We start from the raw sequence: 23779 nt of genomic DNA, 5'->3' as shown, positions 1-23779 counted from the left end.
CCAGCATCAGAAAGTGTTCGAAGCGATTGCCGACCGCGATCCCTTTGCCGCAGAACAGGCGATGCGCCAACATCTCGCATCGGTCTACGAGCATCTCCAAAACCGCGTTTGATCCGAACTTCGAGCAGGCTGCGCCAGGGCGCTTGGCGCAAGCACTCGAAGGGAGGTGCATTTCGCCTGCAGGGCAGGAAGACTCAGCCTTCCGATCCGCCCTCTCGATCCTGCGTCATATCGAGGAGATGCTTGAGAAAGGTCCCGAGGGCCTCCTGCGGGTCGCCGCTTCCCTCACTCAGAACAGTGATGCCCCACCGCGCCAGAACTGCCTCCTCTACGGGATTGCGGTTCGGCATGAAGACAAAGGAGGGTGGGCGGTCCTTTTCGTAGCCGGAATCCCGCCAGGTCTGCCATAGGCGGTGGAGGAGGAGCCTGATGTTCATGTCGGAGAGGCTGTAGCCGATGAAGAGGATTGTGCGGCCTAGCGCATCGGCACGGAATTTTACATCGAGCGGGGAATCGAAGGAGAGGCGGTTGAAATAATCCGTCTCCGTGAGAACGAGCGAGGCGTCCTCATCGAAATCCCCGTGATATTTGATGATCTGCGTCGCGTTTTCAGCAATGCGGCTGATGTCGCGGGCGTTGGCCACTTTCACGAAGTCGCGCCCGTAGAGCTCGAAGGCTACTTCGAGGTTCCGGTCGTAATTCGTGGTGTAAATAATGGGGAAGTCGAGCTCGACGATGAGCCGGTGGAGGAGGGATTCTTTGACCTTCTCGCGCGAGACGCTCCAGTTCCGGTCCATCCAGCTGCGCAGCGGACCGAGGCTGCCCTGCTTCAGCCGGTAGTATTCGGCAAGAGTTTGATAGCTGGAGTGGGATGATTTCGTGGTTTCGGGATCGATGCCGAGCTCCTGCTCCATGTGCCGGATGAGCCTGTCCCACGATGGCAGGCCGACGCTCATGGACACGCCTGCCCCGACAAAGAGGATGGCGCTTCTGCGCTTGATCGCTTCGGCAAGCTTTTCCATTGGATCGGACATGCGGGTGCTCCTCGAGCCGTTCGCTGTAACGAGCGTCAGCCGACTACGTTCCAGCAGGAGGCCTCCCGGTCTAGATCCAGAAGAGCCAGAGCGCGCAGAGCGCGATGAGAAACACGACGAGAGTGACCGGCCATCCCGCCTTGAAGAAATCGGTGAAGCGGTAGCCGGCAAGACCCATCACGACCGTGTTGTTGTGATGGCCGATCGGCGTCAGGAAGTCGATGGATGCGCCGAGCGCCACCGCGATCAGGAACGGTTCGGGAGGAAGGCCGGCCGCGTCGGCGAGGCCGATCGCAACCGGCCCCAGCACGATCGCCGTGGAAGCATTGTTGACGAAGGGCGTCACCGCCACCGCAAGCGCCAGGATAGCGCCGACGAGCAGCAACGGGTTATCAGCGGGGAGAATGGAGATCAGATTGCCGGCCATGATTGCTGCTGCGCCGGTGGATTCCACGGCCGCGCCGAGCGGGATCATCGCCGCCAACATAATGAGGATGGGCCAATCGAGATCGGCCAGCGCCCGGCGCAGATTGAGCGCTCCCACAGCCGCGAGGAACAGCACGACCAGGCCGAAGGCCAGTTCCGGGCTGGCATAGCCAAAGGCGGTAAGCGCAATGCCGGCAACGAAGGCGATGACGGGGAGCCATGGTTTTTCGACTGACGGTTTGGCAAGCCTTGGCCAGAGGGGAAGCATGTCCGCTTCGTCGAAAGCTTCCCTCAAAGCCTCTTCCTCACCTTTCAGGAAGAGGACATCGCCGATGCTGAGCTGCAGGTCCGCGAGCGAGCCTTCGATGCGGGGCGTCTGCGCCGCGACGGCGACGATCTGAATGCCGCGGGAGAAAAAGGTTTCAAGCGTCTGGACACGGGAACCGACGATAGTGCTCTCCGGCATCACGACCGCCTCCACCAAGCCGCCTCCGATTGCTGGCGAGCCGTGCGGGAGTACGAGCTTCCGTTCGGAAAGCCAGGTTTCCAGCTTGGAAAGGTCGCTCTCGATGAGGAGGACATCACCTGCGGCAATGCTCGTGCCAGGGCGCTGAAACAGGATATGCCGGCCGTCGCGATGCATCGCGTGGATGGTGGCCGGAAAACGGTCCACCGCGGCGCCGTCCAGCTCCGAACCCTTGGGAACCAGAACCTCGGTCACGATCCTACGGAAGGAATGACCGGGCAACGGAACGCGCCGCCGGTCCTCGGGCGTGAAAACCCGACGCGTCCAGAGAACCAAAACCGCCAGACCGGCTAAGGCGGCGGGAACGCCCACATAGGCAAAGTCGAAAAAGGCGAAGCCATGTCCGGTGCGGCTTGCCAGCTGCTGGCTGACGATCAGGTTGGCCGGCGTACCGATGATGGAGCAGAGGCCGCCCAAAAGCGCTGCGAAGCTGACGGGCATGAGCATGCGGCGCTGATCGAAGCCGGAAACCCTGCAGACGCTGTAGATCACAGGGAGCATGAGCGCGAGTGCACCGATATTGTTCATGAAGACGGAGATGAAGGCCGTGATCAGGCACAGGATCGCGACTAGGCCGGTTTCACCCATCCCGGTTGCAGGGATGCGCGCTGCAAGCCTGTCCAACAAGCCGGAGTGTCCCAATACCTGCGCGATGAGGAGTACCTCAACCACGGTGAGGAAGGCCGGGCTGGCAAAGCCGTGGAAGGCGCCTTCCGCCGGAACCAGCCCCAGGAAGACGCCGATCGCGAGGCCTCCCAGCGCCACGATCTCCATCCTTATCCGGTCGATCGCGAAGGCAGCGAGCATACCGACGAGAAGAATGAGGATCGCTGCCTGGTCGAAAGTCATAATCGCTTGCGTCTCGTCTCAAGGCGCCGCGGCAAGCGGCTGAAGTCAGGCAAGCGATATCATGCGAGCACGAAGGAGCGTAGCTCCCTCGCATAGGAGATGTCTCGTCGTGTGCTCTTGTCAGGCACCCGTGAGGGCCAGGATCCGGCCTTCATGTGCTTGAGCGTGAGGAGATTTCGGAGCAGCCTTCACGCCATCGCGATAGAACACCTTCCAACGCCGAGGCTTGAAGGCGATCCTGCTTTTTTCGGATGCCCTGTGATCAAGCGGCACCTCGATCTCGACACGGGCGCGCTCTCCGCCGATTTCTAGTTCCACCCTGCGCGTACCCGCGACGCGTCGGCTGGCTGCTACAGTTCCGGCGATGCAGCCGCCGCAGCCGTCCACGAGCTCGACATCATGTGGGCGGAAATAGAGCACGGCCTCGCCGTCCGGTGCGCCCGGCAGCGAAAGCCCAAGCATCCTGTCCTGTGTCCAGAGCTGCCCGTTCTCGACGCGGACGGGGAGAGCGCTGGAATCGCCGATGAAACCATAGACGAACGGCGAGTTCGGCTCGTCGTAAACCTCGTCGGCGGTGCCGACTTGCTCGATCCGGCCCTGGCTCATCACCACTACGCGATCGGCCAGTTCCAATGCTTCCTCCTGGTCATGTGTCACGAACACAGTGGTGTGGCCGGTGGCCTCATGGATTTCGCGCAGCCAGCGCCTGAGCTCGCGCCGCACCTGCGCATCCAGCGCGCCGAAAGGCTCGTCGAGAAGGAGGACGAGTGGCTCGATGGCGAGCGCACGGGCGAGCGCCACGCGCTGGCGCTGCCCGCCTGACAATTGGTGCGGGTAGCGCTTTTCCAGGCCGGAGAGCTGGACCAGATCGAGCAGTTCAGCAGCGCGCCGGCGGATCTCCGCTTTAGGTGGCCGTAGCGCTGAAGGGCGAACCTTGAGGCCGAAGCCAACATTCTCGGCGACGGTCATATGGCGGAAAAGCGCATAGTGCTGGAACACGAAGCCGACATGCCGCTCCTGCACGCTTTTGTGCGAAGCATCCTCCTCTCCGAAGAAGATGGCGCCGGCTGTAGGGCTTTCTAGGCCCGCGATGAGACGCAGAAGCGTCGTCTTCCCGGAGCCGGAGGGGCCAAGAAGGGCAATGAGCTCCCCCGAGCTGATGTCAAGGGAGACATCGTGCAGCGCGGGAAAATGATCGAACTCCTTGCGAACCCGTCTGATCGAGAGATCCATGGTTCTTCTCCTAATGCTTGCTGGCGCCGGCGATGTGGTCGCCGTAGCGGAACTCGAGGATGCTCTTGAGGCCAAGCGTCAAAAGCGCGAGCAGGGCCAAGAGCGAAGCGACGGCGAAGGAGGCCGCGAAATTGTATTCATTGTAGAGGATCTCCACCTGCAGCGGCATCGTGTTCGTCAAGCCGCGCACGTGGCCCGAAACCACCGAGACCGCGCCGAACTCACCCATGGCGCGGGCATTGCAGAGCAGAACGCCGTAGAGAAGGCCCCACCTGATATTGGGGAGCGTGACGAGCCGGAAGGTCTGCCATCCCGATGCACCCAGCGAGAGCGCTGCCTCCTCATCGCCCGTACCCTGATCCTGCATCAGCGGAATGAGTTCGCGGGCGACGAAGGGGAAGGTGACGAAGATGGTGGCGAGCACGATGCCCGGTACGGCGAAGAGGACCTCGATGCCGTATGATTTCAGCCAGGGACCGAGCACGCTGCCGGCGCCGAAGAGCAGCACATAGACGAGGCCAGAGATCACGGGCGAGACCGAGAAGGGAAGGTCGATCAGGGTGATCAGGAACGCCTTGCCCTTGAACTCGAACTTTGCGATCGCCCAGGCGGCGGCGACGCCGAAGACGAGGTTCAAAGGCACTGCGATGGCCGCGACAAGCAGTGTGAGCCGGATGGCTGAGACCGTGTCCGGCTCGGTGAGCGCAGAGCGATAGGCATCAAACCCGTTTCTGAGTGCCTCCACAAAGACCACGATGAGCGGCAGGACCAGGAAAAAGGCCAAAAAGGCGAGTGCAGCCGAGATCAGGACGATCCGCACGACCGGCGTTTCTGTGATGGGCGCCGGTTGCGATGCAGCAGGCTGATGAGCGAAAGAAACCTCAAGCACCATGACCGAACCTCCTGCGGCTCCACGCCTGAATGAGGTTGATGACGAGGAGCATGGCGAAGGACAAAGCGAGCATGATCGCGGCGATTGCGGTGGCAGCCGCGTAGTCGAATTCCTCCAGCCGGATGACGATCAGGAGAGGCGCGATCTCGGAGACATAAGGAATATTGCCGGCGATGAAGATCACCGAGCCGTATTCGCCTACGCCGCGCGCAAAGGCGAGCGCAAAGCCTGTCAGTATGGCCGGCGCAAGGGCAGGCAGCAGGACGCGTGAGATCGTCTGCAGGCGCTTTGCGCCCAGCGTCGCCGCTGCTTCTTCCACTTCCGCGTCGATTTCCTCGATCAGAGGCTCCACCGTCCGCACCACGAACGGCAGGCCGATGAAGATCAACGCGATGACGATGCCCACGGGCGTGAAGGCGATCTTGACCCCCAGCGGCGTAAGAAGGCTGCCGATCCAGCCATTCGGGGCGTAGATCGCCGTGAGCGCAATGCCGGCCACGGCGGTGGGTAAAGCAAAGGGTAGATCGACCATCGCATCGATGATGCGGCGGCCGGGGAAGCGGTATCGTACCAGGACCCAGGCGACGATCGTGCCGAAGAACACGTTCACCAGCGCGGCCACGAGCGCGGTGCCGAAGCTCACTTTCAGCGCCTGCAATGTGCGCTCGTCCGTGGCGATTGCCCAGAAGCGCGGCCAGCCGAGGGCGGCCGAACGCCAGACGATGCCGGCAAGCGGGATAAGAACGATGAGGGAGAGGTAAGCGAGCGTGAAGCCGAGCGTCAGCCCGAATCCGGGGATGACGCTCGGCTTCCGCGGTCGCCACCCCGCCGCCGCGAGGGTGGCTGTCATGTTACTGCCCTGGCTTGTAGATCTGGTCGAAGAGGCCACCATCGGCGAAGAAGCGCGGCTGCGCCTCCTTCCAGCCGCCGAAATCCTCGATCGTGACCAGCTTCACGTCCGGAAAACGTTTCATGTCTTCCGGATCGGCGGCTTCCGGATTGGCCGGGCGGTAGAAGTGCTTGGCAGCGATCTTCTGGCCGGCATCGGAATAAAGATATTCCAGATAGGCCTCGGCCACCTTGCGCGTGCCCTTTTGATCGACATTGCCGTCGACGAGCGCGACAGGCGGTTCGGCCTTGATGGAGATCGACGGCACTATGATGTCGAACTGGTCCGGGCCAAGCTCCTCAAGCGCGAGGAAGGCTTCGTTCTCCCAGGCGAGCAGGACATCGCCGATGCCCCGCTGGACGAAGGTTGTGGTTGAACCGCGCGCGCCGGTATCGAGAACCGGTACGTGCCGGTAAAGCTGGGTTACGTAGTCGCGCACCTTTGCCTCGTCGCCGCCGAATTTCTCGTTGGCCCAGCCCCAGGCGGCCAGCAGGTTCCAGCGTGCGCCACCTGAGGTCTTCGGGTTCGGAGTGATCACTTGAACGTCGTCCCTGATCAGGTCGTCCCAATCCTTGATGCCCTTGGGATTTCCCTTGCGGACGAGGAAAACGATGGTTGAGGTATAAGGCGCGCTGTTGTTGGGCAGCTTGCTGCGCCAATCGACAGGGATCTTGCCGGTGGCTTCCGCAATGGCATTGATATCCGCCTCGAGGGCGAGCGTGACCACGTCCGCTTCCAGGCCGTCGATGACCGCTCGCGCCTGGGCACCGGAACCGCCATGGGACATGCGGATCGTAACGGTCTCGCCGGTATCGGCCTTCCATTTCGCGGCGAAGGCAGCGTTGAAGTCCTTGTAGAGTTCGCGCGTGGGGTCGTAGGACACGTTGAGAAGAGTCGTATCGGCGAACGCGAAACCCAGTCCCCCGAACTGCACGCTCGCGGCAAGGGCGGCGGTGAAGAGGAACGTTTTTCGACTGAGAGTCATGGCTGCCTCCGTGGTTAGCCTTTAAACTCTATCTACTAAGTAGAGTATTGGAATGTGGTGGCCAGCTAAAATCAAGCGCTCTTTTGGAATGGGCTTCCGGCTGGTCCGGCAGGTTGCGAACTGAGTTTGCTCGACTCAGTCGGATCCGCCGGACCCGCACGGGCATTCCCGGCGCCACTAAGTTGGTCTGCAAGGTCTGCGCATTGCCGTCGGACTTCGGGAACGGCTGTTATCTCCCAATGGACGCCGCGCGTCAGGGGTCCGACGGCATAGAGGCGATCGGAGGGACGGCCATTGGCGTTGAGGACAGCACAGCTCGGGGCAACGTCGAGGCCAAGTGCGAGTGGGTCGGGTCGCGCATCGCCGCGCGCGACGAGGTTCCGGAGGAGATCGGATTCGCCTGCCGCATAATCCGTTTTTGGCCCGGAGCAGTTGATGATTCTTGCGACCCGAAGCCATTCTGATTTCGTGTGTCCACGAGCGCGGATGCGGACCTCCACGCCTTCATCGCAGGGGTTCTGATCCTCAATGCGGCCGGCCATGACGCGCAGTTGTCCGGAGCGGATCGCCTCTGCCACTTTTGCCGCTGCCTCAAAGGGGATCCGGTGGCGGTGCATCTCCCACCACGGCCGAAGGTGCCGGAGAAAGCGTTTGCGTTCAGCAAGTGGCAGATCGTGCCAGATCGCCTGGATATGTGGGCGGAACGCTTCAATGACCTCCTCCCAGGGTCGACCTGCAGAGGCCGCCTGTCCAGCCGCTGACCGCGCCAGCCGGAGAAGGCCGAGACAGGTGTTCGGTAGCGGCATCATCAACGGCCATCTGGCTTGCCGGCCTTCGACTGAATGGGTCTGGGGGAGCAGGCCACGTCGCGACACCGCATATATTCGCCCTAAATGCCCTTTGGCGAGGAGAGAGAGGACCGTGTCGACCATTGTCAGGCTGGTCCCGATGATCAGCACATCCGCTGCGGCATCGAGATCGTGCAATGCGTCCTCATTCCACGGATCGCCGACATAATGGGGCAGCCGGTTCCGATCCGGCGCCTGGTTCCCGAGAGCGAGGATCGCCCGATCCACTGCGAATAATGCGCCGTGCTGCAACTTCACCAGAAGGCAGTTCACCGCCGGGATGATATCTACCACCTCTCCACTCACGCGCTGAAACTGCTGCTCGTTTTCGGGCGGCGGCAGCGCTTCCTGCAGGCAGTGCTGCAGATAGCGGCCGTAGAACCGCCGGGGAACGAACGCCTCAGGGGAAACCGGCCGCTGAAGCGGCTCGATATCGCCGGAACCAGGGCCGTTGAGCCATGTGAGGAAGCCCTGCGGGTCCTCGTCGAACGCACCCATGCGCCCGGCGCGGATGTTGAGAAGGTGTCGGGGATCGCTCGTGCCGTAAGCAACGCCCCGGCCCAGGTGCGGCGATTTCTCGAAAAGAAGGATGCGATCTCGCGCGGATGCGCGGCGAAGCAGCTGCATCGCCATGCTTGTTCCCGAGAAGCCCGCGCCGATAATGGCGATGGAACGCGCATTGCTGGTCATCAGTGCCTCCCTTCTCGGTGCATCGAGCCAAGCTCGACGCCCGGAGCACTTCGTTTGTCGATGTCGGGATTACGGGCGACGCGGGCCGATCACAGGGTGGGCCACAGTAAGGCCCCGGACGGGGCAGACGCCAAAAGGTTCCGAGTCATGTCTGTCTCCATGGAAGATTAACTCTATCGGAACGGTAGAGTATTAAAACCCGACTGGCGGATAAAATCAACAGAATAGGAGGAAGGTTCCCGCAGGGCCTACCGGCGGAGAGCCGCGATAGAGGTCAAATGGCTAAATTCGGGACCGCTGCGATGAGCCTATCCGCGCATTTGAAAGGCTCTCTGCCCTGTGCTTTTTCGCCGCCTCAGAGGACATCGATGGGACCCCATCGAGCCGCTGTTTGATGGCCGGCATTGTCTATGCGATCAGCGCGCGCGCCTCATCCCGGACCTCTCCCATTATGCAATCGGCGATGGTCGTACCGTCGAGAACATCACGGGTTGCAGCTGCCACCCGGGCAAAGACACGGCGAACCTCGCACGCTTCCTCTTCGGCGCAGTCCTCGCAACGCCGGTATGCCATCCGGCTCAGGCAGGGAAGCGGGGCGATCGGTCCATCGATGATGCGCAGCACTTCGCCGAAGGTGATCTCCGAGGGCTTTTTGAGAAGGAGATAGCCGCCCAGCTTGCCGCGGCGGCTAACCACGACGCCGTGATGCTTCAGGTCGAGCAGGATCTGCTCGAGGAATTTCTTGGGAATGCGCTGCCGCTCGGCGATATCGGAGATCAGCAGCACATCGCCCGGGTTCTCGGCCCGCGCAAGCGCGATCAGCGCTCGCAGGGCATATTTTGCTTTCTGTGAGATCATGGCCTTGCAGCGGGCTCTTGCGACGCCGCAAGAGCAGGATTCAACTTATGCCTATCGAGTTTGTCGTGTCTGACGCCTTGCGTCAACCTCGGCCGCACGCAGCGGCAGAGTTTCCTCTGCAAGCCAGGTGCGGAATGCCTCGAGCGGAGGATAGCTGGCTCGGGTTTCGGGCCAGACCAGCCAGTAGGAGCCGTCGCCTCGCACGGCACGTCTGAGAAGCGGGACGAGGCGCCCGTCGGCGATCTCCGGTCCTGCGAGATATTCCGGCAGGAGGGCTACTCCGAGCCCGGCTATCGCCGCCTGTGTCATCGGCGCGTATTGGTCGAAGAGCATCCCGCGGCTCGGCGTTGCTTGTGCCCCTTGGGCCGCGAACCAGACGGCCCAGGCATTGGGCCGGGATTCGATCTGGAAGAGCTGCAGCCGGGCCAGGTCTTCCGCCTTCTCCACCGGAGTGTTGGAGAGAAGGGCAGGGGCCGCGCAGGCGGTGAGTTGTTCATCGAAGAGTTTCAGATGCTCCGCATCCCGCCAATCATCCGAGCCGAAATGAATTGCCGCATCAAAACCTTCCGCAGCGAAATTGAAGCGCTTCAGGCGGGTGGCGAGATTGATTGTGATGCCGGGATGGGCGTCGAGAAAAGAGCCGAGGCGGGGGGCAAGCCAGCGCGTTCCGAAGGCTGGAAGCATTGCCAGGGAGAGAACGCCGCCGCCCGGATTGGTCGTCAGCTCGATGCTGGCGCGTTGAATGAGGTCGAGCGCCCGCGTGATATCCCGTCCGTAAGATCGCGCAGACTCGGTGGCGATAAGGCGGCGGCGGTGGCGGATGAAGAGCTGTTGCCCGAGCTGTTCCTCCAGATTTTGTAGGAGGCGGCTCACCGCGCCCTGCGTCAGGTCCAGCTCGCGTGCCGCCGCTGCCGTCGAACCCGTTCGCAGGACAGCTTCGAATGCGGCAAGCAGGCTTATGGAGGGAAGGAAGCGGCGCGGACGGGTCATGACATATGCGTTTTATGCATCAACTTACGCCCAAATAGGATTTCTCGGGTCTGGATGCTACAGATAAACCCGTCACTCAGGCAGGTTGCCACCTCCAGCTCAATCATGACGAGGAACCGCATGTCCAATAGCTCGCATCAGCCTTCGGGCGACAAATCCGACCGCGCGCGTTTCGCGTGGGATGATCCGTTCCTGCTGGAGGATCAACTCACAGAGGAAGAGCGCATGATCCGCGATGCCGCGGCCGGGTTTGCGGAGGAAAAGCTCCGTCCTCGTATCGAACACGCCTATATGAACGAGGAGACCGATCCCGGCATTTTCCGCGAGATGGGTGAGGCAGGTCTTCTGGGCGTGACGGTTCCGGAGGAATATGGCGGCGCAGGCGCCAATTACGTCTCCTACGGGCTCGTTGCCCGAGAGGTCGAGCGCGTGGATTCTGGCTACCGCTCGATGATGAGCGTGCAATCCTCGCTCGTGATGTTTCCCATCTACGCCTATGGCTCGGAGGAGCAGCGCAAGAAATATCTGCCGAAGCTTGCTTCGGGAGAATTCATCGGCTGCTTCGGGCTGACGGAACCCGATGCGGGATCCGATCCCGGATCCATGAAGACGCGAGCGGAGAAGATTGACGGCGGCTACAGGCTGATCGGCTCGAAGATGTGGATCTCCAACGCACCGATCGCCGACGTTTTCGTGGTTTGGGCAAAATCTGCCGCCCATGACAACCAGATCCGCGGCTTCGTTCTCGAGAAGGGCATGAAGGGCCTTTCGGCGCCCAAGATCGGCGGCAAGCTTTCGCTGCGTGCGTCGATTACCGGCGAGGTGGTGATGGATGGCGTCGAGGTTCCGGAAGATGCGCTTCTTCCCAATGTCTCGGGACTGAAGGGGCCGTTCGGATGCCTTAACCGCGCCCGGTACGGCATTTCCTGGGGTGTTATGGGAGCGGCGGAAGATTGCTGGCATCGGGCCCGCCAATACGGGCTAGACCGCCAGCAGTTCGGCCGGCCATTGGCGGCGACGCAGCTTTTCCAGAAGAAGCTTGCCGACATGCAAACGGAGATCGCGCTTGGCCTTCAGGCCAGCTTGCGCGTCGGCCGGCTCATGGACGAGCACAAATTCGCGCCGGAAATGATCTCCATCGTCAAGCGCAACAATTGCGGCAAGGCGCTGGACATCGCCCGCATGGCCCGTGACATGCATGGCGGAAACGGCATTCAGGTCGAATATCAGGTCATGCGGCACGCGCAGAACCTGGAGACGGTCAACACCTATGAAGGCACGCACGACGTGCATGCCCTTATCCTGGGGCGCGCTCAGACGGGGCTTCAGGCGTTCTTCTGATCTGAATGCCAGCCATATTGCTGCGGGCCCGGCCCGCAGCAATATCGAAATCATGAGAAGTCGGTCCGGCTTCGTTCAAGCTGCCGTATCGATCCAGACCGATTTCACGGCCATGAACTCGTCCAGGTGATGATGGCCGCTCTCCCGGCCGTAGCCGCTCTGCTTGAAGCCGCGAAAGGGTACCGCCAGGTCCATCGGCCTGGCTTGGCGGCCGGATATCTCCCCTTCCGCTGCCGCGCGTTCCTTGATGGACCTGATCTAAAACCACATCCGCGACTTCGCTCCGGGCCATGAAGAGGCGCGGTTGCTGTTAAACCTGAAGCAACCAACCGCTGACTCATAACGTTGTTTTTCCAGCATGTCTGGCCCAAGTTATTGAGAACATAATCCTAATTGGATCGGGAGGCATGCTTTCGCCATAACGGGCTCTATATACCCGGCGCATAGGATGACGCATTTTAAGGAGACAATGATGAGCAAGCTTTCTGCCACCGTCTTTGCCTCGGCTATCCTGCTCGCTTCGGCTGCGAGCGCTGCCGATCTTCCCAGATACCAGGTTACGGAGGAGTACCAGCCAGCGGGGCCGCGCGGCGGGGTGCGGATCGGATATCTGGAATGCGGGATAGGCGGTGGCCTGGGTTATGTGCTGGGTTCTGCGAAGGAGCTGGACTGCCTGTTCCGCCCGGCCACAGGTTCAGATGTTGCGGACCGCTATGTGGGAACGATTCGCAAACTCGGCGTCGACGTAGGCTTCACCACACGCGGACGCCTGGTATGGGCCGTCTTCGCGCCCACCGCAGGCTATCATCAGGGTTCGCTGAGCGGAATCTATAACGGGGCGACGGCGGAAGCCACCGTCGGTGCAGGCGTCGGAGCGAACATCCTGGTTGGCGGCACAGCCGGCTCGATCCATCTTCAGCCCGTCAGTCTCACAGGACAGCTCGGCCTTAACTTGGCCGCCGCCGGCACTTCGGTCACCCTCGCCTCGGTAAACTGATAGCTTACCTCGACCTTTGGACGTCCAAGGACTTAGGAACGTTACAGCCATAAATTCGTGAATGCCCGCTTCTGCATCGGCAGGAGCGGGCATTTGTTTTCGCCAACCCTCACGGAATGGACCGCAGCGCGCGAGCGCAGATCCCGAATCTTATCTGCGCTTTAGCGCGGTGACCTCGAGTTCCACCTTCATCGCTTCTTCGGCAAAGCCGCAGATAATCGTGGTATTGGTGGGACGGGGGTCGGAAAAGGTTTCGCCCAACACGCGCGAGACCGTCATGACGTCTGCCCTGTCGGCGATGAAAACGCGCACGCGAACGATGTCGGCCAGCGTGGCTCCGGCTTGTTTCAGCGCCTGTTCGATCGTGCGGAGAGATTGCCGCGTCTGCTCCGCCGCATCTTCGGAAATCGTGCCGTCCTCGAAATTGTAGCCGGCCGTTCCGGAAACAAAAATCCACTCGCCGTCGATCACGGCGCGCGAATAGCCTGCCATCTCTTCGAACTTCGAGCCGGAATTGACCGTCCAGCGCTTTCCCTGGGGCATAAATTTTAACCTCAAAATATCTTGACGTGATCACGTGATCACAACTACCGTTCTACGTCAAGAAAGAAGGGGAACACTGAATGGACGCGGGTCCGTTGCCTGACCGAGCAGCGCGCGGGGGCGCTGCAGGAAAGCTCGAAATCAAAAACGTGGAAAAGCGCTTCGGCGCCAACCGGGCAGTGGATGGCGTCAGCTTCACGGCAGAGGCAGGGCGCATCACCGGCTTGATCGGCCCGAATGGTGCCGGCAAGACGACGCTCTTCAATGCGGTCGCGGGGGAGATGCCGTTCGATGGCGGCGAAGTGCTGCTCGATGGGACGCGCATCGATTCGCTTCCGCCCTACAAGGTGTTCACGCGCGGCCTTGCGCGGACCTTCCAGATTCCACGGCCGTTCCCGCGCATGACTGTGCTCGAGAATGTGATGCTCGTCCCCCCGGGCCAGCATGGCGAGCGCTTTTGGAACACCTGGTTGCGGCCTGGGCTGGTGGCGCGTCAGGAAAGGGAGATCCTGGAAAAGGCGCGCTCGATCATCGAGTTCTGCGGCCTGTCTCCGGTCGAACGTCAATTGGCGGGGTCCATTTCCGGCGGCCAGCAGAAGCTTGTGGAACTCGCCCGCGCGCTGATGGCCGATCCGAAAATCGTCTTGCTCGATGAGCCGGGGGCAGGTGTCAACCCGGCGCTCCTCGACACCATCGTGGATCGAATCGTCGAGCTCAACAAGCGCGGGCTGACCTTCCTCATCATCGAGCACAATATGGATTTCATCATGTCCCTTTGCGACGAGATCGTCGTGATGGCGACGGGCAAGGTGATCGCCCGAGGCACCCCAGACAGCGTGATCTCCGCCCCTCAGGTCATCGAAGCGTATCTGGGAGGAGCGGTCGAATGAACACCCCTCTGCTCGAAGTGGAAAAGGTGGTGGCTGGCTACCGGCCGGACCTGCCTATCGTCCACGGCATCTCGCTTAATGTGGGCGAGGCCGAGATGGTGACGATCATCGGCCCGAACGGCGCCGGGAAATCCACGCTCATCAAGGCGATAGCGGGGGTGGTGCCTATCTCTTCGGGACGGGTGGCTCTCGGCGGGCGGGACATCACGCGGCTTCCCACGCACACGATGGCCGCTGCTTCCATCGCCTATGTGCCGCAGACGGCGAATGTCTTCACCACGCTCACCATCAACGAGAATCTGCTCGTTGGTGCATCCTCGCTGCCCAAGGCTGAGGCTCAGCGCCGGATCGAGCTCGGCTATGAGAACTTTCCGGCACTGAAGGACTACCGCCACAAGAAGGCGCGGGTGCTTTCGGGCGGACAAAGGCAGATGCTGGCGGTTGCGCGGGCGCTCCTGACCGAGCCGCGCCTGATCATGCTCGACGAGCCGAGCGCCGGTCTATCGCCTTTGATGGTCTCGGAAGTCTTCCAGCGCCTGAAGGCTCTGGTGGAAACGGGCGTTGCAATCCTGATGGTGGAGCAGAACGCCAAGGCTGCTCTGGCCATCTCCCATCGAACCTATGTCTTCGCGGAAGGCCGCAACCGGATCGACGGACCCTCGAAGTCCATTGCCGAAGATCCGGAAGTCGCATCCATCTATCTCGGCGCTGGGGGGCGCAAACGCTGATGCTACAAGCTCTTGCCGACGGAATCCTGAGTGGTTCGATCATTGCCCTTGGCGCAATCGGGCTGACGCTCACAATGGGCATTCTGCGCTTTGCCAATTTCGCCCATGCAGAGCTGGTGACCTGGGGTGCCTATATGGCGCTCGCCGTGCTCGGCCTGACCGGCGCGTTCCTCGGGCCGATCGCTCCTTTCTCCTTCGGGATACCGCTGATCTTCGCCACCCTGGTGGCGGCGGTTCTCACGTCGCTGCTGGCCTTGGCGATCGATTGGCTGGTCTATCGTCCTCTGCGGCAGCACACCAATCATCTCACGATCGTTTTCGGCTCCTTCGGCGTCTCGCTGCTGGTGCGCATGGTGATCCTTCTGATCTTCGGCGGCGCCGCGCAGTATTATTCGCGGACGCTGCAGATCGCGGTTCCGGTGCTACCGGGCATGCGGATCCTGCCTGACCAGCTCTTCACGCTCGGCATCACCGCGATCATCGTGGTGGGGCTGCACTTCTTCCTGCAGAAGACGCGGCTCGGCCTTGCCATGCGGGCGCTTGCGGAAAACCCGGAACTCGCCAGGGTCAATGGCCTCGATACGCGGGTGGTGGTGCGCTGGACCTGGGTCATCGGCGCTTCGCTCGCGACGGTCGCCGGCGTGCTCTACGGATTGACCGTGCAGCTTCGCCCCGAAATAGGCTTCCACCTTATCCTGCCGCTCTTCGCGGCCGTCATCCTCGGCGGCGTAGGCAATGTGTTCGGCGCGGTGATCGGGGGGCTGATCGTGGGGCTTGCCGAATCCTTCGCCGTTCTCATCGTGCCGGCCGGCTACAAGATGGCCGTACCCTTCATCATCCTTCTCGCCGTGCTTTACCTGCGCCCCACGGGGATTTTTGCGGGAAGCGTCGGAGGTGCGAAATGAGCGGATTTGCAGCTTACCTCGTCTTCTTCCTTATCGTCGCGCTCACCTATTCGATCGTGACCATGGGCCTCAACCTGCAGTGGGGATATACCGGCCTCTTCAATGCCGGCGTGGTCGGTTTCTTCGCCATCGGTGCCTATGGTACGGCGGTGCTGGTTGGGCCAGACCGCGCTCAGCTTATCGGCGGTTTCGGCTTGCCTTTCCCCGTGGCCGTCATCGGCGGGATGGTGCTTGCCGCCTTGGCGGCGTTGATCGTGGGGCTCGCCACCTTGCGGCTGCGCGAGGAATATCTTGCGATCGCGACATTCGGCATCGCGATCAGCATCCAGCTGGTCGCGTTGAATTTCGAGGCGTTGACGGGCGGGGCGCAGGGGCTTGTCGGACTTCCGAGGCCGCTTTTCGAGCTGTTCGGATCGCCCGGCGCCTACAATATGTTCTATCTCTGCTTTGTCGCAGTAATCGCCATCCTCGTCTACGTCGCCCTTGAAGTGGCGGTGCGTTCTCCCTGGGGGCGCATGCTGAAGGCGGTGCGGGAAGACGAGACGGCCGCCCGTTCGCTGGGCAAGAACCCGGCTGCGATCCGGCTGCAGGTCTTCGTTCTCGGCTGCACGCTGATGGGGCTCGCCGGCGGACTCTATGTGGGCTTCATAGGCTATGTAAGTCCGCTCGATTTCCTGCCGATCCTTACCTTCCAGATATGGGCCATGCTGATCGTCGGCGGCAGCGGCAACAATCTCGGCGCCATTGTCGGGGCAGTCGGCGTGTGGGGTCTGTGGACCATGAGCGGGCTCGGGATCAGCCGCCTGTTGCCTGTGGCCTACCAGTCCCAGGGCGGCGCGATTCAGGTCATCCTGATTGGCCTCCTGATCGTGCTGACGCTGATCTTCCGTCCGCGCGGCCTGATCGGCGAGACGGAAGCCGTTTCCAGGCACACGAGATGAAGATGGATCGTCGCGCTCCAGATACCTTATGGCGTGCCACGGCGGGGACAAAGCCGGTCTTTGGCCGTCTGGACGGCAAGGCAGAGGTAGAGGTTGCCGTCGTCGGCGGCGGCTTCACCGGCTTGAGCGCGGCACTCCATCTGGCGCGCCGCGGCGTCGAGGTGCTGCTTCTGGAAGCGCATGAGATCGGCTGGGGCGCCAGCGGGCGCAACGCAGGCTTCGTCGTCCCGAACTTCTCGAAGGCCGATCCCGCGGCGGTCGTCGCGCGGCTCGGGCGTGAGAAGGGCACGCAGCTTCTCAACCTGGTCGGACGCGGCGGTGAGCGCGTGTTCGAGCTGGCACGGGAAGGCGGGCTTGGGCGACAGGCCGAGCAGAACGGCTGGCTGCAGCCGGCCCATTCCACCGCCGTGGCGGACGCCCTTCGCAGGCGTGTCGAGGCGTGGCAGGCGCTTGGCCGCCCCGTGCACTGGATCGACGCGGCCGAAACCGCCGGGCGGACGGGCATGGACATCTATCATGGTGCGCTGGCAGATTCGTCCGGCGGCATGATCAACCCGCTCGCCTATGCCTGGGCCTTGGCAAGGGCGGCGATCGCGGCGGGAGCGCGGATCGTCGAAGATGCCGCCGTTACTGATGCGAGCCAAACAGGGGCGGGATGGCAGCTGCAGACGCATCAGGGCGCCGTCCGGGCACGAAAGGTGCTGTTGTGCACCAATGCGGAGGCGGAAGGGGCTGCCGTGCGGCTGTCGCGGCAGATCATCCCGCTCACCGTTTACCAGATAGCGACAGAGCCGCTTGCAAAGGCGCTGACCGACCGCTTTTCGCCTCGCCGCGAGCCGGTATCCGACACGCGGGCGAACATCTTCACTTTCCGGCTCGATGCCGACAACCGCCTGATTTCCGGCGGCATGGCCATCGTGCCGCTGGCGGCTGAGCGCCGCATGGCTGCCCGCATTGCGCGGCGGTTGGCGCGCGAGCTCCATCTTCCCGAGGTGCCGCGTGTCGCCCATGTGTGGCGCGGGACGGCGGCGGTCACCACCGACTTCCTGCCGCATATCTATCGCTTCGGCCCGGGATTTCTGGGGGCGACCGGCTGCAATGGCCGCGGGGTCGCCATGACCACCATGCTCGGCGAAGTGCTGGCGGATGCCGCTACGGGAACCGCTCTCGAGGAATTGCCCGTGCCGGTTTCCGAACCGGCCTCGATACCCTTCCGCACCGTCGCGCGCGCAGCTCCCTCGGCCTTTCTGGTCCAGGGCATGTGGAACGACTGGCGGACAACAAGAAGAACAGCCGCAAAGGCGCTGAACACTCCAACCTTGAAAGGGGAAAACCCATGAAACACCTGCTTGCGTCCGGCGCCGTGGGCGTCGGCCTTCTCATCGGCTCGTCTACGATGGCGAGCGCTCAATCCTGCGAAATCTCCATCGGCTCGGTCCTGTCCATCACCGGCTCGATGGCGGCGATCGGGTCCGCGATCGGCGATGCAGGGAAGCTTGCCGTCGACCATTTCAACGAAGCCGGCGGCGTCAATGATTGCAGCGTGAAATACATCCTCCGCGACGACCAGGGTTCGCCCAATGTGGGCGTCGACGCGGCCAAGACCTTGGTGGAAATCGAAAAGGTGCCGGTGCTGCTCGGTGCGATTCAGTCAGGCGTTTCCCTACCGATCCTGACATCGGTGACCGTGCCGGCAAAGGTGACGCAGATCTCCTGCTGCTCAAGCGCGCCCTCCTTCACCACCCTTGCTGCCGAAGGAGGCACACAGGGTTACTGGTTCCGCACGCTTCCGACGGACCGGCCCCAGGCTGCGGTGCTGGCGAAGATCGCCGCGGAGCGCGGATACAAGAAGATCGCCATCATCCATGTGAATTCCGATTATGGCGTGAGCCTTGCCGGCCGCTTCAAGCAGGATATCGAGAAGCTTGGCGTCACGGTGACCAATATGGTGGCCTACAACCAGGAGCAGGCCTCCTATCGTGCCGAGGTGAATGCTGCACTTCAGGGCGAGCCGGAAGCGCTCTTCCTGGTCGCATTCCCGGCAGATGGCGCGACCGTCACGCGTGAGTGGATCTCTTTCGGCGGCCCGCAGAAATTCGTTTTCAGCAATGCGCTTCGCGCCGACGAGTTTGTCGAGTCCGTGGGCGCCGAGTACCTGGCCGATGCGTTCGGCATCGACAACGCCCAGGTCGAAGGAGAATCGGTCGACGCCTTCAACAAGGCTTGGGAAGCCGCTTTCGGAAGCGCGCCGAACGGCCCCGGGCTCCACACGATGTATGACGCAGCCGCCGTGGCTCTGCTCGCCATGGAGCAGGCGGGCGAGGCCACCGGAACCGCCATCCGCGACAACATCCGCAAGATCACGAGCGGCGACGGCGAGGTCATTTACCCAGGTGTCGAAGGCTTCAAGAAGGCGAAGCAGCTGATCTCGGAAGGCAAGGCGATCCGTTACGTCGGCGCGACCGGTCCGCTGGAATTCGACCAGAACGGCGACGTTACGGGCCCCTACCTGATCTGGGGCGTCAAGGACGGCGAACTCGTGACCCTGGACAAGTGGGACAATCAGCGGGTCTCGGCGGCCATCGGCGAGATCGACAACTAAGGAAGTGAGCGACGGCCGGCGGTCTAAGAGATCGCCGGCGCGTCTACCGGGGTCGAAAGCCCCATTTGCGCACGGACGGCACGGTTCAGTTCCTGGGCAGGATCGGCCAGCGCATCGAGGACGACGGTGATATGGTTCGTTTGAGGCACGGGGATATTCAAGACGGGGGCGCCGCAGCGCTCGGCGTGCTGCGCGAAATCCGCCGACTGCCTCAGGAACTCTTCGGTCTCGTCACCCCCAACCGTGACGATGAGGGGCGCGGCGAGATCGAGCTGCCGGCGGAGCGGGCTGAAGGCGCGCACCTCTTCGGCCGTGAGCCTGATCTCGTCGTTCTGGAAGGAGCGGGTGACCGGTTCCAGGTCGAAAATGCCGCTGATTGCGGTACCACCCTTGATCAGGTTTTCGGGAAGTCCGGTGCCACGAAGCCATGCGCGGTCCATGAGTTCGGCCACAAGATGCCCGCCGGCCGAGTTGCCCGAGATGAAGATTCGATCGGGGTCGCCTCCATAACGGGCGCAGTTCGCATGCGTCCATCGAACGGCTTTGCGGCAGGCCTCGACAAGCTCGGCCATGCGCACCGTTGGCATGAGCGGATAGTCGATCACGACCAGCACAGCACCGAAGGGTACAAAGCCCGGTGCCAGGAAGCTAAAGAGATCCGCATCCAGGGAGCGCCAGAAGCCGCCATGGATGAAGATCTGCACCGGTGCGGCTCCGTCGCGATTGCGTGGGGGGAAAATGTTGAGCCGCTCGCCCGGCGCCATGCCGTAGGCGATGCCTCTTTCAACATCGAAGGCCGCGAGCGCGGCCTGCGCGGCGGTCGCGCGGCGTGCGAAGATGGTCTCGAGATCGCGGACATCGTCCAGCGAAAATTGATGATCCATATCCCTGTCAGCCATTTTCCGCCCCGTATTTCATCATGTGCCGGTCGGGCGAACCTAGAAGTCGGCATGCCTCCGAGCAAGGGGGCATCGCGGCGGGGCAGATATTTTCAAGCGCGGTTCTGAACCGCTTCCATCGAGACCATAAGAGACTGGATATTCAATGCCGAAATTCGCGAGACGCATCACGCAAACCTCCAAGAAGAGCTACGGCATGTTCGCCAAGGCGGCGGCCATGGCAAAGGACGGGCGCGATCTCATTCATCTGGAACTCGGGCAGCCGGTGCACGACACGCCGGAGCACATCAAGCAGGCGGCCATACGCGCCCTTCAGGCGGGCGAAGTGCATTACAGCGACATGCAAGGCATTCCGCAACTGCGCGAGGCGCTTGCAGCAAAGGTCCGCGACTACAATCGTATCGACGTGTCTGCTTCGGAAATCCTCGTGACCAACGGCCTGACCCAGGCCTCCTTTGCCGCCTTCATGGCGCTGCTGGATGAAGGGGAGGAGGCTATCCTTCTCGAACCCTACTACCCGCAGCATGTGGGCAAGGTGGAAATGGCAGGCGGCAAGCCGGTGATGGCGCCGCTCGACAAGTCGGCCGGGTACCGCATCCGCAAGGACTTGATCGCGCCGCTGATCACGCCCCGCACGCGTATGATCGTGCTCGTCAATCCATCCAATCCGACCGGTAGGGTCTATTCCCGCGAGGAGCTCCAAGTCCTTGCCGATCTCGCCATCGAGCACGATCTCGCGGTCGTCTCGGACGAAGTTTATGAGCAAATCGTCTTCGACGGCGCGCAGCACATCAGCATCGCTTCCTTGCCGGGAATGAAGGAACGCACTGTCAGCATGTTCGCCTTCACCAAGGCCTATGCCATGGACGGGTGGCGGCTCGGCTATCTGGCGGCCGACAGATCGATGATCCCGGCGCTGATGAAGATCACCGCGACGGAGGTCACCCACGTCAACACATTCATCCAGTATGGCGCGCTCGCAGCCGTTTCCGGCCCAGCCGAAGTGCTGGAGGAGATGGTCGATGACGACAGGCGCAAACGTGACCTGGTAGTAAGCCGTCTCAACCAGATGCCTGGCGTGGTCTGCCCCCGGCCGGAAGGCACGATCTATGCATTCCCGGATATCAGCGGCACGGGCCTTAAGGCGCAGGAAGCGGCCGATGCGATCCTGGAACAGGTCGATGTGGTGGTGGAGGCTGGGAGCTTCTATGGTCCACTGGGTGAGAATCACCTGCGGATCTGCTTCGGCTCGCAAAGCTATGAGCGCCTTGAAGAGGCTATGGATAGGCTCAGCAGATTCTTTAATTCGCTGTGAGGAGAGAAACCGGTTGCTGGCGCGAGCGGATCATCTCTTTTAACCAGTAAGAGAGCAAAGGAAAGGAGAGGAGGGCAAATGCTTGATGATTCACTAGAGCCCGTCTCCTCGCGCATCACCATCAGCGACGGTATCTATTTCCAGCTGCGCAGTGCACTGATTACCGGCCGCTTTGATCCGGGGCAGGCCTTGACCATCGCATCGCTGGCAAAGTCGTTTCAGACGAGCCATATGCCGGTGCGTGAGGCGCTGCGGCGGCTTGGCGCGGAGAACGCACTGGAGATCGCCTCCAACGGTTCAGCTTGCGTTCCGACCGTCTCGGTCGAACGCCTCGACGATATCTGCCGCGCCCGTGTTGCCCTCGAGGGGCTGGCAACGGAGATCGCGGCAGGCAACATCCAGGCCGACGAAATAGAAGCCGTCGAGCTGCACATGGCCGAGCATGAGGCGAGCAGCGCCAGCGGCAACGTCTACGACATGCTGCTCAAGAACCGGGATTTCCACTTCGCCATATACCGCGCCTCTCGTTCGGAGGTGCTGGTGCAACTGATCGATTCGCTCTGGCTGCGCTACGGACCCTATATGCGCATGCTCTCATCCTATATCGCCCCGCGCATGGGAACCGGGCTCCATCAGCCGTTTTCCAACCATCACCAGGCGATCGTCGACGCGCTTCGTCGGCGCGACGGCACTGCGGCCCGGGAACACATGATCGCCGATATCACGGGCACGCAGATGTTGTTGCGCGAGCTCTGCCGCAGCGAGGCGGCTTGAGCCCGCGCTTTCCTGTCAGGCCGACGCTGCCGCCGCTTCGCACTGCGCCTTGATGAGCAGGATTTCGGCCTCGTGCGTTGCGCAGAGGCGGTGCCAGCGCGCGTCATCCATGCCGCTTCCCCGCCATGCCGTCAGCGTCACATAGCACTGATCCGGCTTCAGATCGCAGACCTCGGCGGCGATGATCCGCGCGGAGATTCTGGGAACCATCCTCTCTGGCGACCCCAGAAAATAATCGACGATCATCCTTTCCGGATCGGCGTCGATCCTGAAGAAACCTTCGCCGCCGTCAAAGAGCGAGCGACCGGAATGGATGCCATCCTTTCCTGCCGGATGCGTGTCCATGCAGCCGAGCGACCATCGTCCGAGCGCAATCGGATCACGCATGAAATCGAAAGCGCTCCGTGCAGGCACGTCGAGCAGCGCCGTCACACTATGGCTGTAGGCGGCGGAGGGATTCATGAGCGCGTACCCAGAAGGCCGTGCAGGGTTTCAAAGAGGTGTGCCACGCCCTCCTCGGTCGTGATGATACCAGGTGAAAGGCGGAGGATGCGGCCCCGGCAATCCGTGAACACGCCCTTCTCGCGAAGGCCATTGACCACGGCAGTTGGCTCGGCATGCTCGGGTAGACGCAGCATGATGCTGCCGCCGCGCCGCTCTTCTTCCGGCGGGCTTGCCAGTGTAAGGCCCAGCCGCCCGGCTTCCTCGATGATCATGCCGCCAAGCTTCCTGTTGTGCGCCAGCATGGCCGCCTGATCCTGCGCCGCATGCCATTTCAAGGCAGGCACCGAACCTGCGCAGGCAAGCACGGAAGGCGTGCCGTGGTCAAAGCGCCGGGCATCGGATGCATAGGCGAAGGCGTCCAGGTCCCAGGAAAAGATGTTCTCCTGGCTGAACCAGCCGCGCAATTCCGGCCGGCAGTTCTTCAGCAGCGGTTCGGCCACATGAAGAATGCCGGCTCCCGGCGTTCCGCACAGCCATTTCAGGGTCGTCGAGACGGTGAAATCAACCGCCGGGGCATCGACGCCGTAAGGCAAGAGGCCGACGCCCTGGGTAATATCCACACCCACCAGACTGCCCATGCGCCGCCCGTGGTCCGCCAGTGCGGCGAGATCACAGCGGTGCGAAGCCGTCGAGGTCACGAATGTGAGCAGCGCCACGCCTACGCTTTCGTCCCAGTGCGCGATCATGTCTTCGTCGCGCACCCAGTTTTCCCCCCGACGCAGCGGAACGGTTTCCAGCGTGAAGCCGAGACGCGGTGCAAGGCCGGCGAGCAGGAAGTGAAGGCTAGGGAAGCAGTCGCCAGCCACAAGGATCTTCCGCCCCTGAAGATGCTCCGACGGAAGCGCGCCGACGAGACTATAGAGTGCCGTCGTGACATTCTCAGCTGAGGTGAGTGTCCCCTTCGGCGCGCCGATCAGGCGGCTCCAAAGATCGATGAATTCCTGCCTGGCAGAAAGCGCCCGCATCCACTGCCCGTCATCAAGCGCGCCCCAGCTTTCGGAGAAATCCGTGAAAGCCTGTGCCATGGCCTGCGCTTTGCCGGGATACATGCCGATCGAGTGGTAGAGGAAGTAGGCGGAGCCATCCGGCGCGATAGGATCTGAATTCGTCATGAAGTGCT

Annotated in this window: 25 protein-coding genes; 11 read left to right on the top strand and 14 right to left on the bottom strand. The window is 62.2% G+C overall.

Annotated features, from left to right (window positions below; genetic code table 11):
- The first annotated feature begins 13 nt into the window (after nucleotides 1–13).
- Complete coding sequence (locus CHEJ32_RS28065; RefSeq protein ID WP_371179806.1) at nucleotides 14–112, top strand: hypothetical protein; 99 nt, start codon at nucleotides 14–16, stop codon at nucleotides 110–112.
- Between the two features lie 82 nt (nucleotides 113–194).
- Here the strand turns inward: CHEJ32_RS28065 and CHEJ32_RS24855 are convergent, their stop codons facing one another.
- From CHEJ32_RS24855 to CHEJ32_RS0113705, 9 genes are all read right to left on the bottom strand, one after another.
- The gene (locus CHEJ32_RS24855) at nucleotides 195–1034 is read right to left on the bottom strand and encodes an SIR2 family protein (RefSeq protein WP_034658389.1); all 840 of its coding nucleotides are present in this window, start codon (nucleotides 1032–1034) and stop codon (nucleotides 195–197) included.
- Between the two features lie 70 nt (nucleotides 1035–1104).
- Nucleotides 1105–2835, bottom strand: coding sequence for an SLC13 family permease (locus CHEJ32_RS0113740; protein WP_028034374.1), 1731 nt, complete (start codon nucleotides 2833–2835; stop codon nucleotides 1105–1107).
- Between the two features lie 120 nt (nucleotides 2836–2955).
- A complete protein-coding gene (locus CHEJ32_RS24850) occupies nucleotides 2956–4068 on the bottom strand; it encodes a sulfate/molybdate ABC transporter ATP-binding protein (protein ID WP_051469684.1) in 1113 nt (370 codons plus the stop codon).
- A gap of 10 nt (nucleotides 4069–4078) precedes the next feature.
- Nucleotides 4079–4960, bottom strand: a complete 882-nt coding sequence (gene cysW / locus CHEJ32_RS0113730; protein WP_028034373.1) for a sulfate ABC transporter permease subunit CysW — start codon at nucleotides 4958–4960, stop codon at nucleotides 4079–4081.
- On the bottom strand, nucleotides 4950–5810 hold the full coding sequence (gene cysT / locus CHEJ32_RS0113725) for a sulfate ABC transporter permease subunit CysT (RefSeq protein ID WP_028034372.1): 861 nt from the start codon (nucleotides 5808–5810) through the stop codon (nucleotides 4950–4952). The genes cysW and cysT overlap by 11 nt, the downstream gene beginning before the upstream one ends.
- Nucleotide 5811: 1 nt before the next feature.
- Nucleotides 5812–6834, bottom strand: coding sequence for a sulfate ABC transporter substrate-binding protein (locus CHEJ32_RS0113720; protein ID WP_028034371.1), 1023 nt, complete (start codon nucleotides 6832–6834; stop codon nucleotides 5812–5814).
- A gap of 71 nt (nucleotides 6835–6905) precedes the next feature.
- A complete protein-coding gene (locus CHEJ32_RS24845) occupies nucleotides 6906–8372 on the bottom strand; it encodes an FAD/NAD(P)-binding protein (protein WP_051469683.1) in 1467 nt (488 codons plus the stop codon).
- A 408-nt stretch (nucleotides 8373–8780) separates the two neighbouring features.
- Nucleotides 8781–9230, bottom strand: a complete 450-nt coding sequence (locus tag CHEJ32_RS24840) for an Rrf2 family transcriptional regulator (RefSeq protein ID WP_034658386.1) — start codon at nucleotides 9228–9230, stop codon at nucleotides 8781–8783.
- A 51-nt stretch (nucleotides 9231–9281) separates the two neighbouring features.
- Nucleotides 9282–10220: a LysR family transcriptional regulator gene (locus CHEJ32_RS0113705; RefSeq protein WP_028034370.1), complete on the bottom strand. Its 939-nt coding sequence runs from the start codon at nucleotides 10218–10220 to the stop codon at nucleotides 9282–9284.
- A 120-nt stretch (nucleotides 10221–10340) separates the two neighbouring features.
- Between CHEJ32_RS0113705 and CHEJ32_RS0113695 the strand changes: the two genes are divergently transcribed.
- Nucleotides 10341–11561, top strand: coding sequence for an acyl-CoA dehydrogenase (locus CHEJ32_RS0113695; RefSeq protein ID WP_028034369.1), 1221 nt, complete (start codon nucleotides 10341–10343; stop codon nucleotides 11559–11561).
- A gap of 75 nt (nucleotides 11562–11636) precedes the next feature.
- On the opposite strand, the gene CHEJ32_RS27160 is transcribed toward CHEJ32_RS0113695, so the two are convergent.
- Entirely contained in the window at nucleotides 11637–11756 is a 120-nt protein-coding gene (locus tag CHEJ32_RS27160) for an aldehyde dehydrogenase family protein (RefSeq protein ID WP_156936701.1), read from the bottom strand.
- A gap of 277 nt (nucleotides 11757–12033) precedes the next feature.
- Here CHEJ32_RS27160 and CHEJ32_RS0113685 point away from each other — a divergent pair, with 277 nt between their 5' ends.
- Nucleotides 12034–12558, top strand: coding sequence for a DUF992 domain-containing protein (locus CHEJ32_RS0113685; protein ID WP_028034368.1), 525 nt, complete (start codon nucleotides 12034–12036; stop codon nucleotides 12556–12558).
- Nucleotides 12559–12708: 150 nt separating this feature from the next.
- On the opposite strand, the gene CHEJ32_RS0113680 is transcribed toward CHEJ32_RS0113685, so the two are convergent.
- Nucleotides 12709–13101 (bottom strand): RidA family protein, encoded by a 393-nt coding sequence (locus tag CHEJ32_RS0113680; RefSeq protein WP_028034367.1) that lies wholly within the window; start codon nucleotides 13099–13101, stop codon nucleotides 12709–12711.
- 80 nt (nucleotides 13102–13181) lie between these two features.
- Between CHEJ32_RS0113680 and CHEJ32_RS0113675 the strand changes: the two genes are divergently transcribed.
- From CHEJ32_RS0113675 to CHEJ32_RS0113650, 6 genes are read left to right on the top strand one after another with little or no spacing between them, the layout of a single operon-like run.
- Nucleotides 13182–13991, top strand: coding sequence for an ABC transporter ATP-binding protein (locus CHEJ32_RS0113675; RefSeq protein ID WP_051469682.1), 810 nt, complete (start codon nucleotides 13182–13184; stop codon nucleotides 13989–13991).
- Nucleotides 13988–14719, top strand: coding sequence for an ABC transporter ATP-binding protein (locus CHEJ32_RS0113670; protein WP_028034365.1), 732 nt, complete (start codon nucleotides 13988–13990; stop codon nucleotides 14717–14719). Before CHEJ32_RS0113675 ends, CHEJ32_RS0113670 begins: the two co-directional genes overlap by 4 nt.
- Complete coding sequence (locus CHEJ32_RS0113665; RefSeq protein ID WP_051469681.1) at nucleotides 14719–15624, top strand: branched-chain amino acid ABC transporter permease; 906 nt, start codon at nucleotides 14719–14721, stop codon at nucleotides 15622–15624. The genes CHEJ32_RS0113670 and CHEJ32_RS0113665 overlap by 1 nt, the downstream gene beginning before the upstream one ends.
- Nucleotides 15621–16565 (top strand): branched-chain amino acid ABC transporter permease, encoded by a 945-nt coding sequence (locus CHEJ32_RS0113660; RefSeq protein WP_028034363.1) that lies wholly within the window; start codon nucleotides 15621–15623, stop codon nucleotides 16563–16565. Before CHEJ32_RS0113665 ends, CHEJ32_RS0113660 begins: the two co-directional genes overlap by 4 nt.
- A 2-nt stretch (nucleotides 16566–16567) precedes the next feature.
- Nucleotides 16568–17905, top strand: coding sequence for an FAD-binding oxidoreductase (locus tag CHEJ32_RS24835; protein ID WP_051469688.1), 1338 nt, complete (start codon nucleotides 16568–16570; stop codon nucleotides 17903–17905).
- Nucleotides 17902–19167: an ABC transporter substrate-binding protein gene (locus CHEJ32_RS0113650; protein WP_028034362.1), complete on the top strand. Its 1266-nt coding sequence runs from the start codon at nucleotides 17902–17904 to the stop codon at nucleotides 19165–19167. Before CHEJ32_RS24835 ends, CHEJ32_RS0113650 begins: the two co-directional genes overlap by 4 nt.
- Before the next feature lie 23 nt (nucleotides 19168–19190).
- Here CHEJ32_RS0113650 and CHEJ32_RS24830 read toward each other — a convergent pair whose 3' ends face one another.
- Nucleotides 19191–20066: an alpha/beta hydrolase gene (locus CHEJ32_RS24830; RefSeq protein WP_084032817.1), complete on the bottom strand. Its 876-nt coding sequence runs from the start codon at nucleotides 20064–20066 to the stop codon at nucleotides 19191–19193.
- Nucleotides 20067–20211: 145 nt separating this feature from the next.
- Here CHEJ32_RS24830 and CHEJ32_RS0113640 point away from each other — a divergent pair, with 145 nt between their 5' ends.
- Together CHEJ32_RS0113640 and CHEJ32_RS0113635 are read left to right on the top strand one after the other, a co-directional pair.
- On the top strand, nucleotides 20212–21381 hold the full coding sequence (locus CHEJ32_RS0113640) for a pyridoxal phosphate-dependent aminotransferase (RefSeq protein ID WP_028034361.1): 1170 nt from the start codon (nucleotides 20212–20214) through the stop codon (nucleotides 21379–21381).
- A gap of 78 nt (nucleotides 21382–21459) precedes the next feature.
- Nucleotides 21460–22155, top strand: coding sequence for a GntR family transcriptional regulator (locus tag CHEJ32_RS0113635; protein WP_028034360.1), 696 nt, complete (start codon nucleotides 21460–21462; stop codon nucleotides 22153–22155).
- A 15-nt stretch (nucleotides 22156–22170) separates the two neighbouring features.
- On the opposite strand, the gene CHEJ32_RS0113630 is transcribed toward CHEJ32_RS0113635, so the two are convergent.
- On the bottom strand, nucleotides 22171–22617 hold the full coding sequence (locus CHEJ32_RS0113630; protein ID WP_028034359.1) for a hypothetical protein: 447 nt from the start codon (nucleotides 22615–22617) through the stop codon (nucleotides 22171–22173).
- Nucleotides 22614–23771, bottom strand: a complete 1158-nt coding sequence (locus CHEJ32_RS0113625) for an aminotransferase class V-fold PLP-dependent enzyme (protein ID WP_034658384.1) — start codon at nucleotides 23769–23771, stop codon at nucleotides 22614–22616. The genes CHEJ32_RS0113630 and CHEJ32_RS0113625 overlap by 4 nt, the downstream gene beginning before the upstream one ends.
- Nucleotides 23772–23779: the final 8 nt, after the last annotated feature.

Source organism: Chelativorans sp. J32, assembly GCF_000518985.1.
Lineage (GTDB): Bacteria > Pseudomonadota > Alphaproteobacteria > Rhizobiales > Rhizobiaceae > Chelativorans.
The sequence above is the reverse complement of the archived record's forward strand: the minus strand, read 5'-3'. Positions and strand labels throughout refer to the sequence as shown.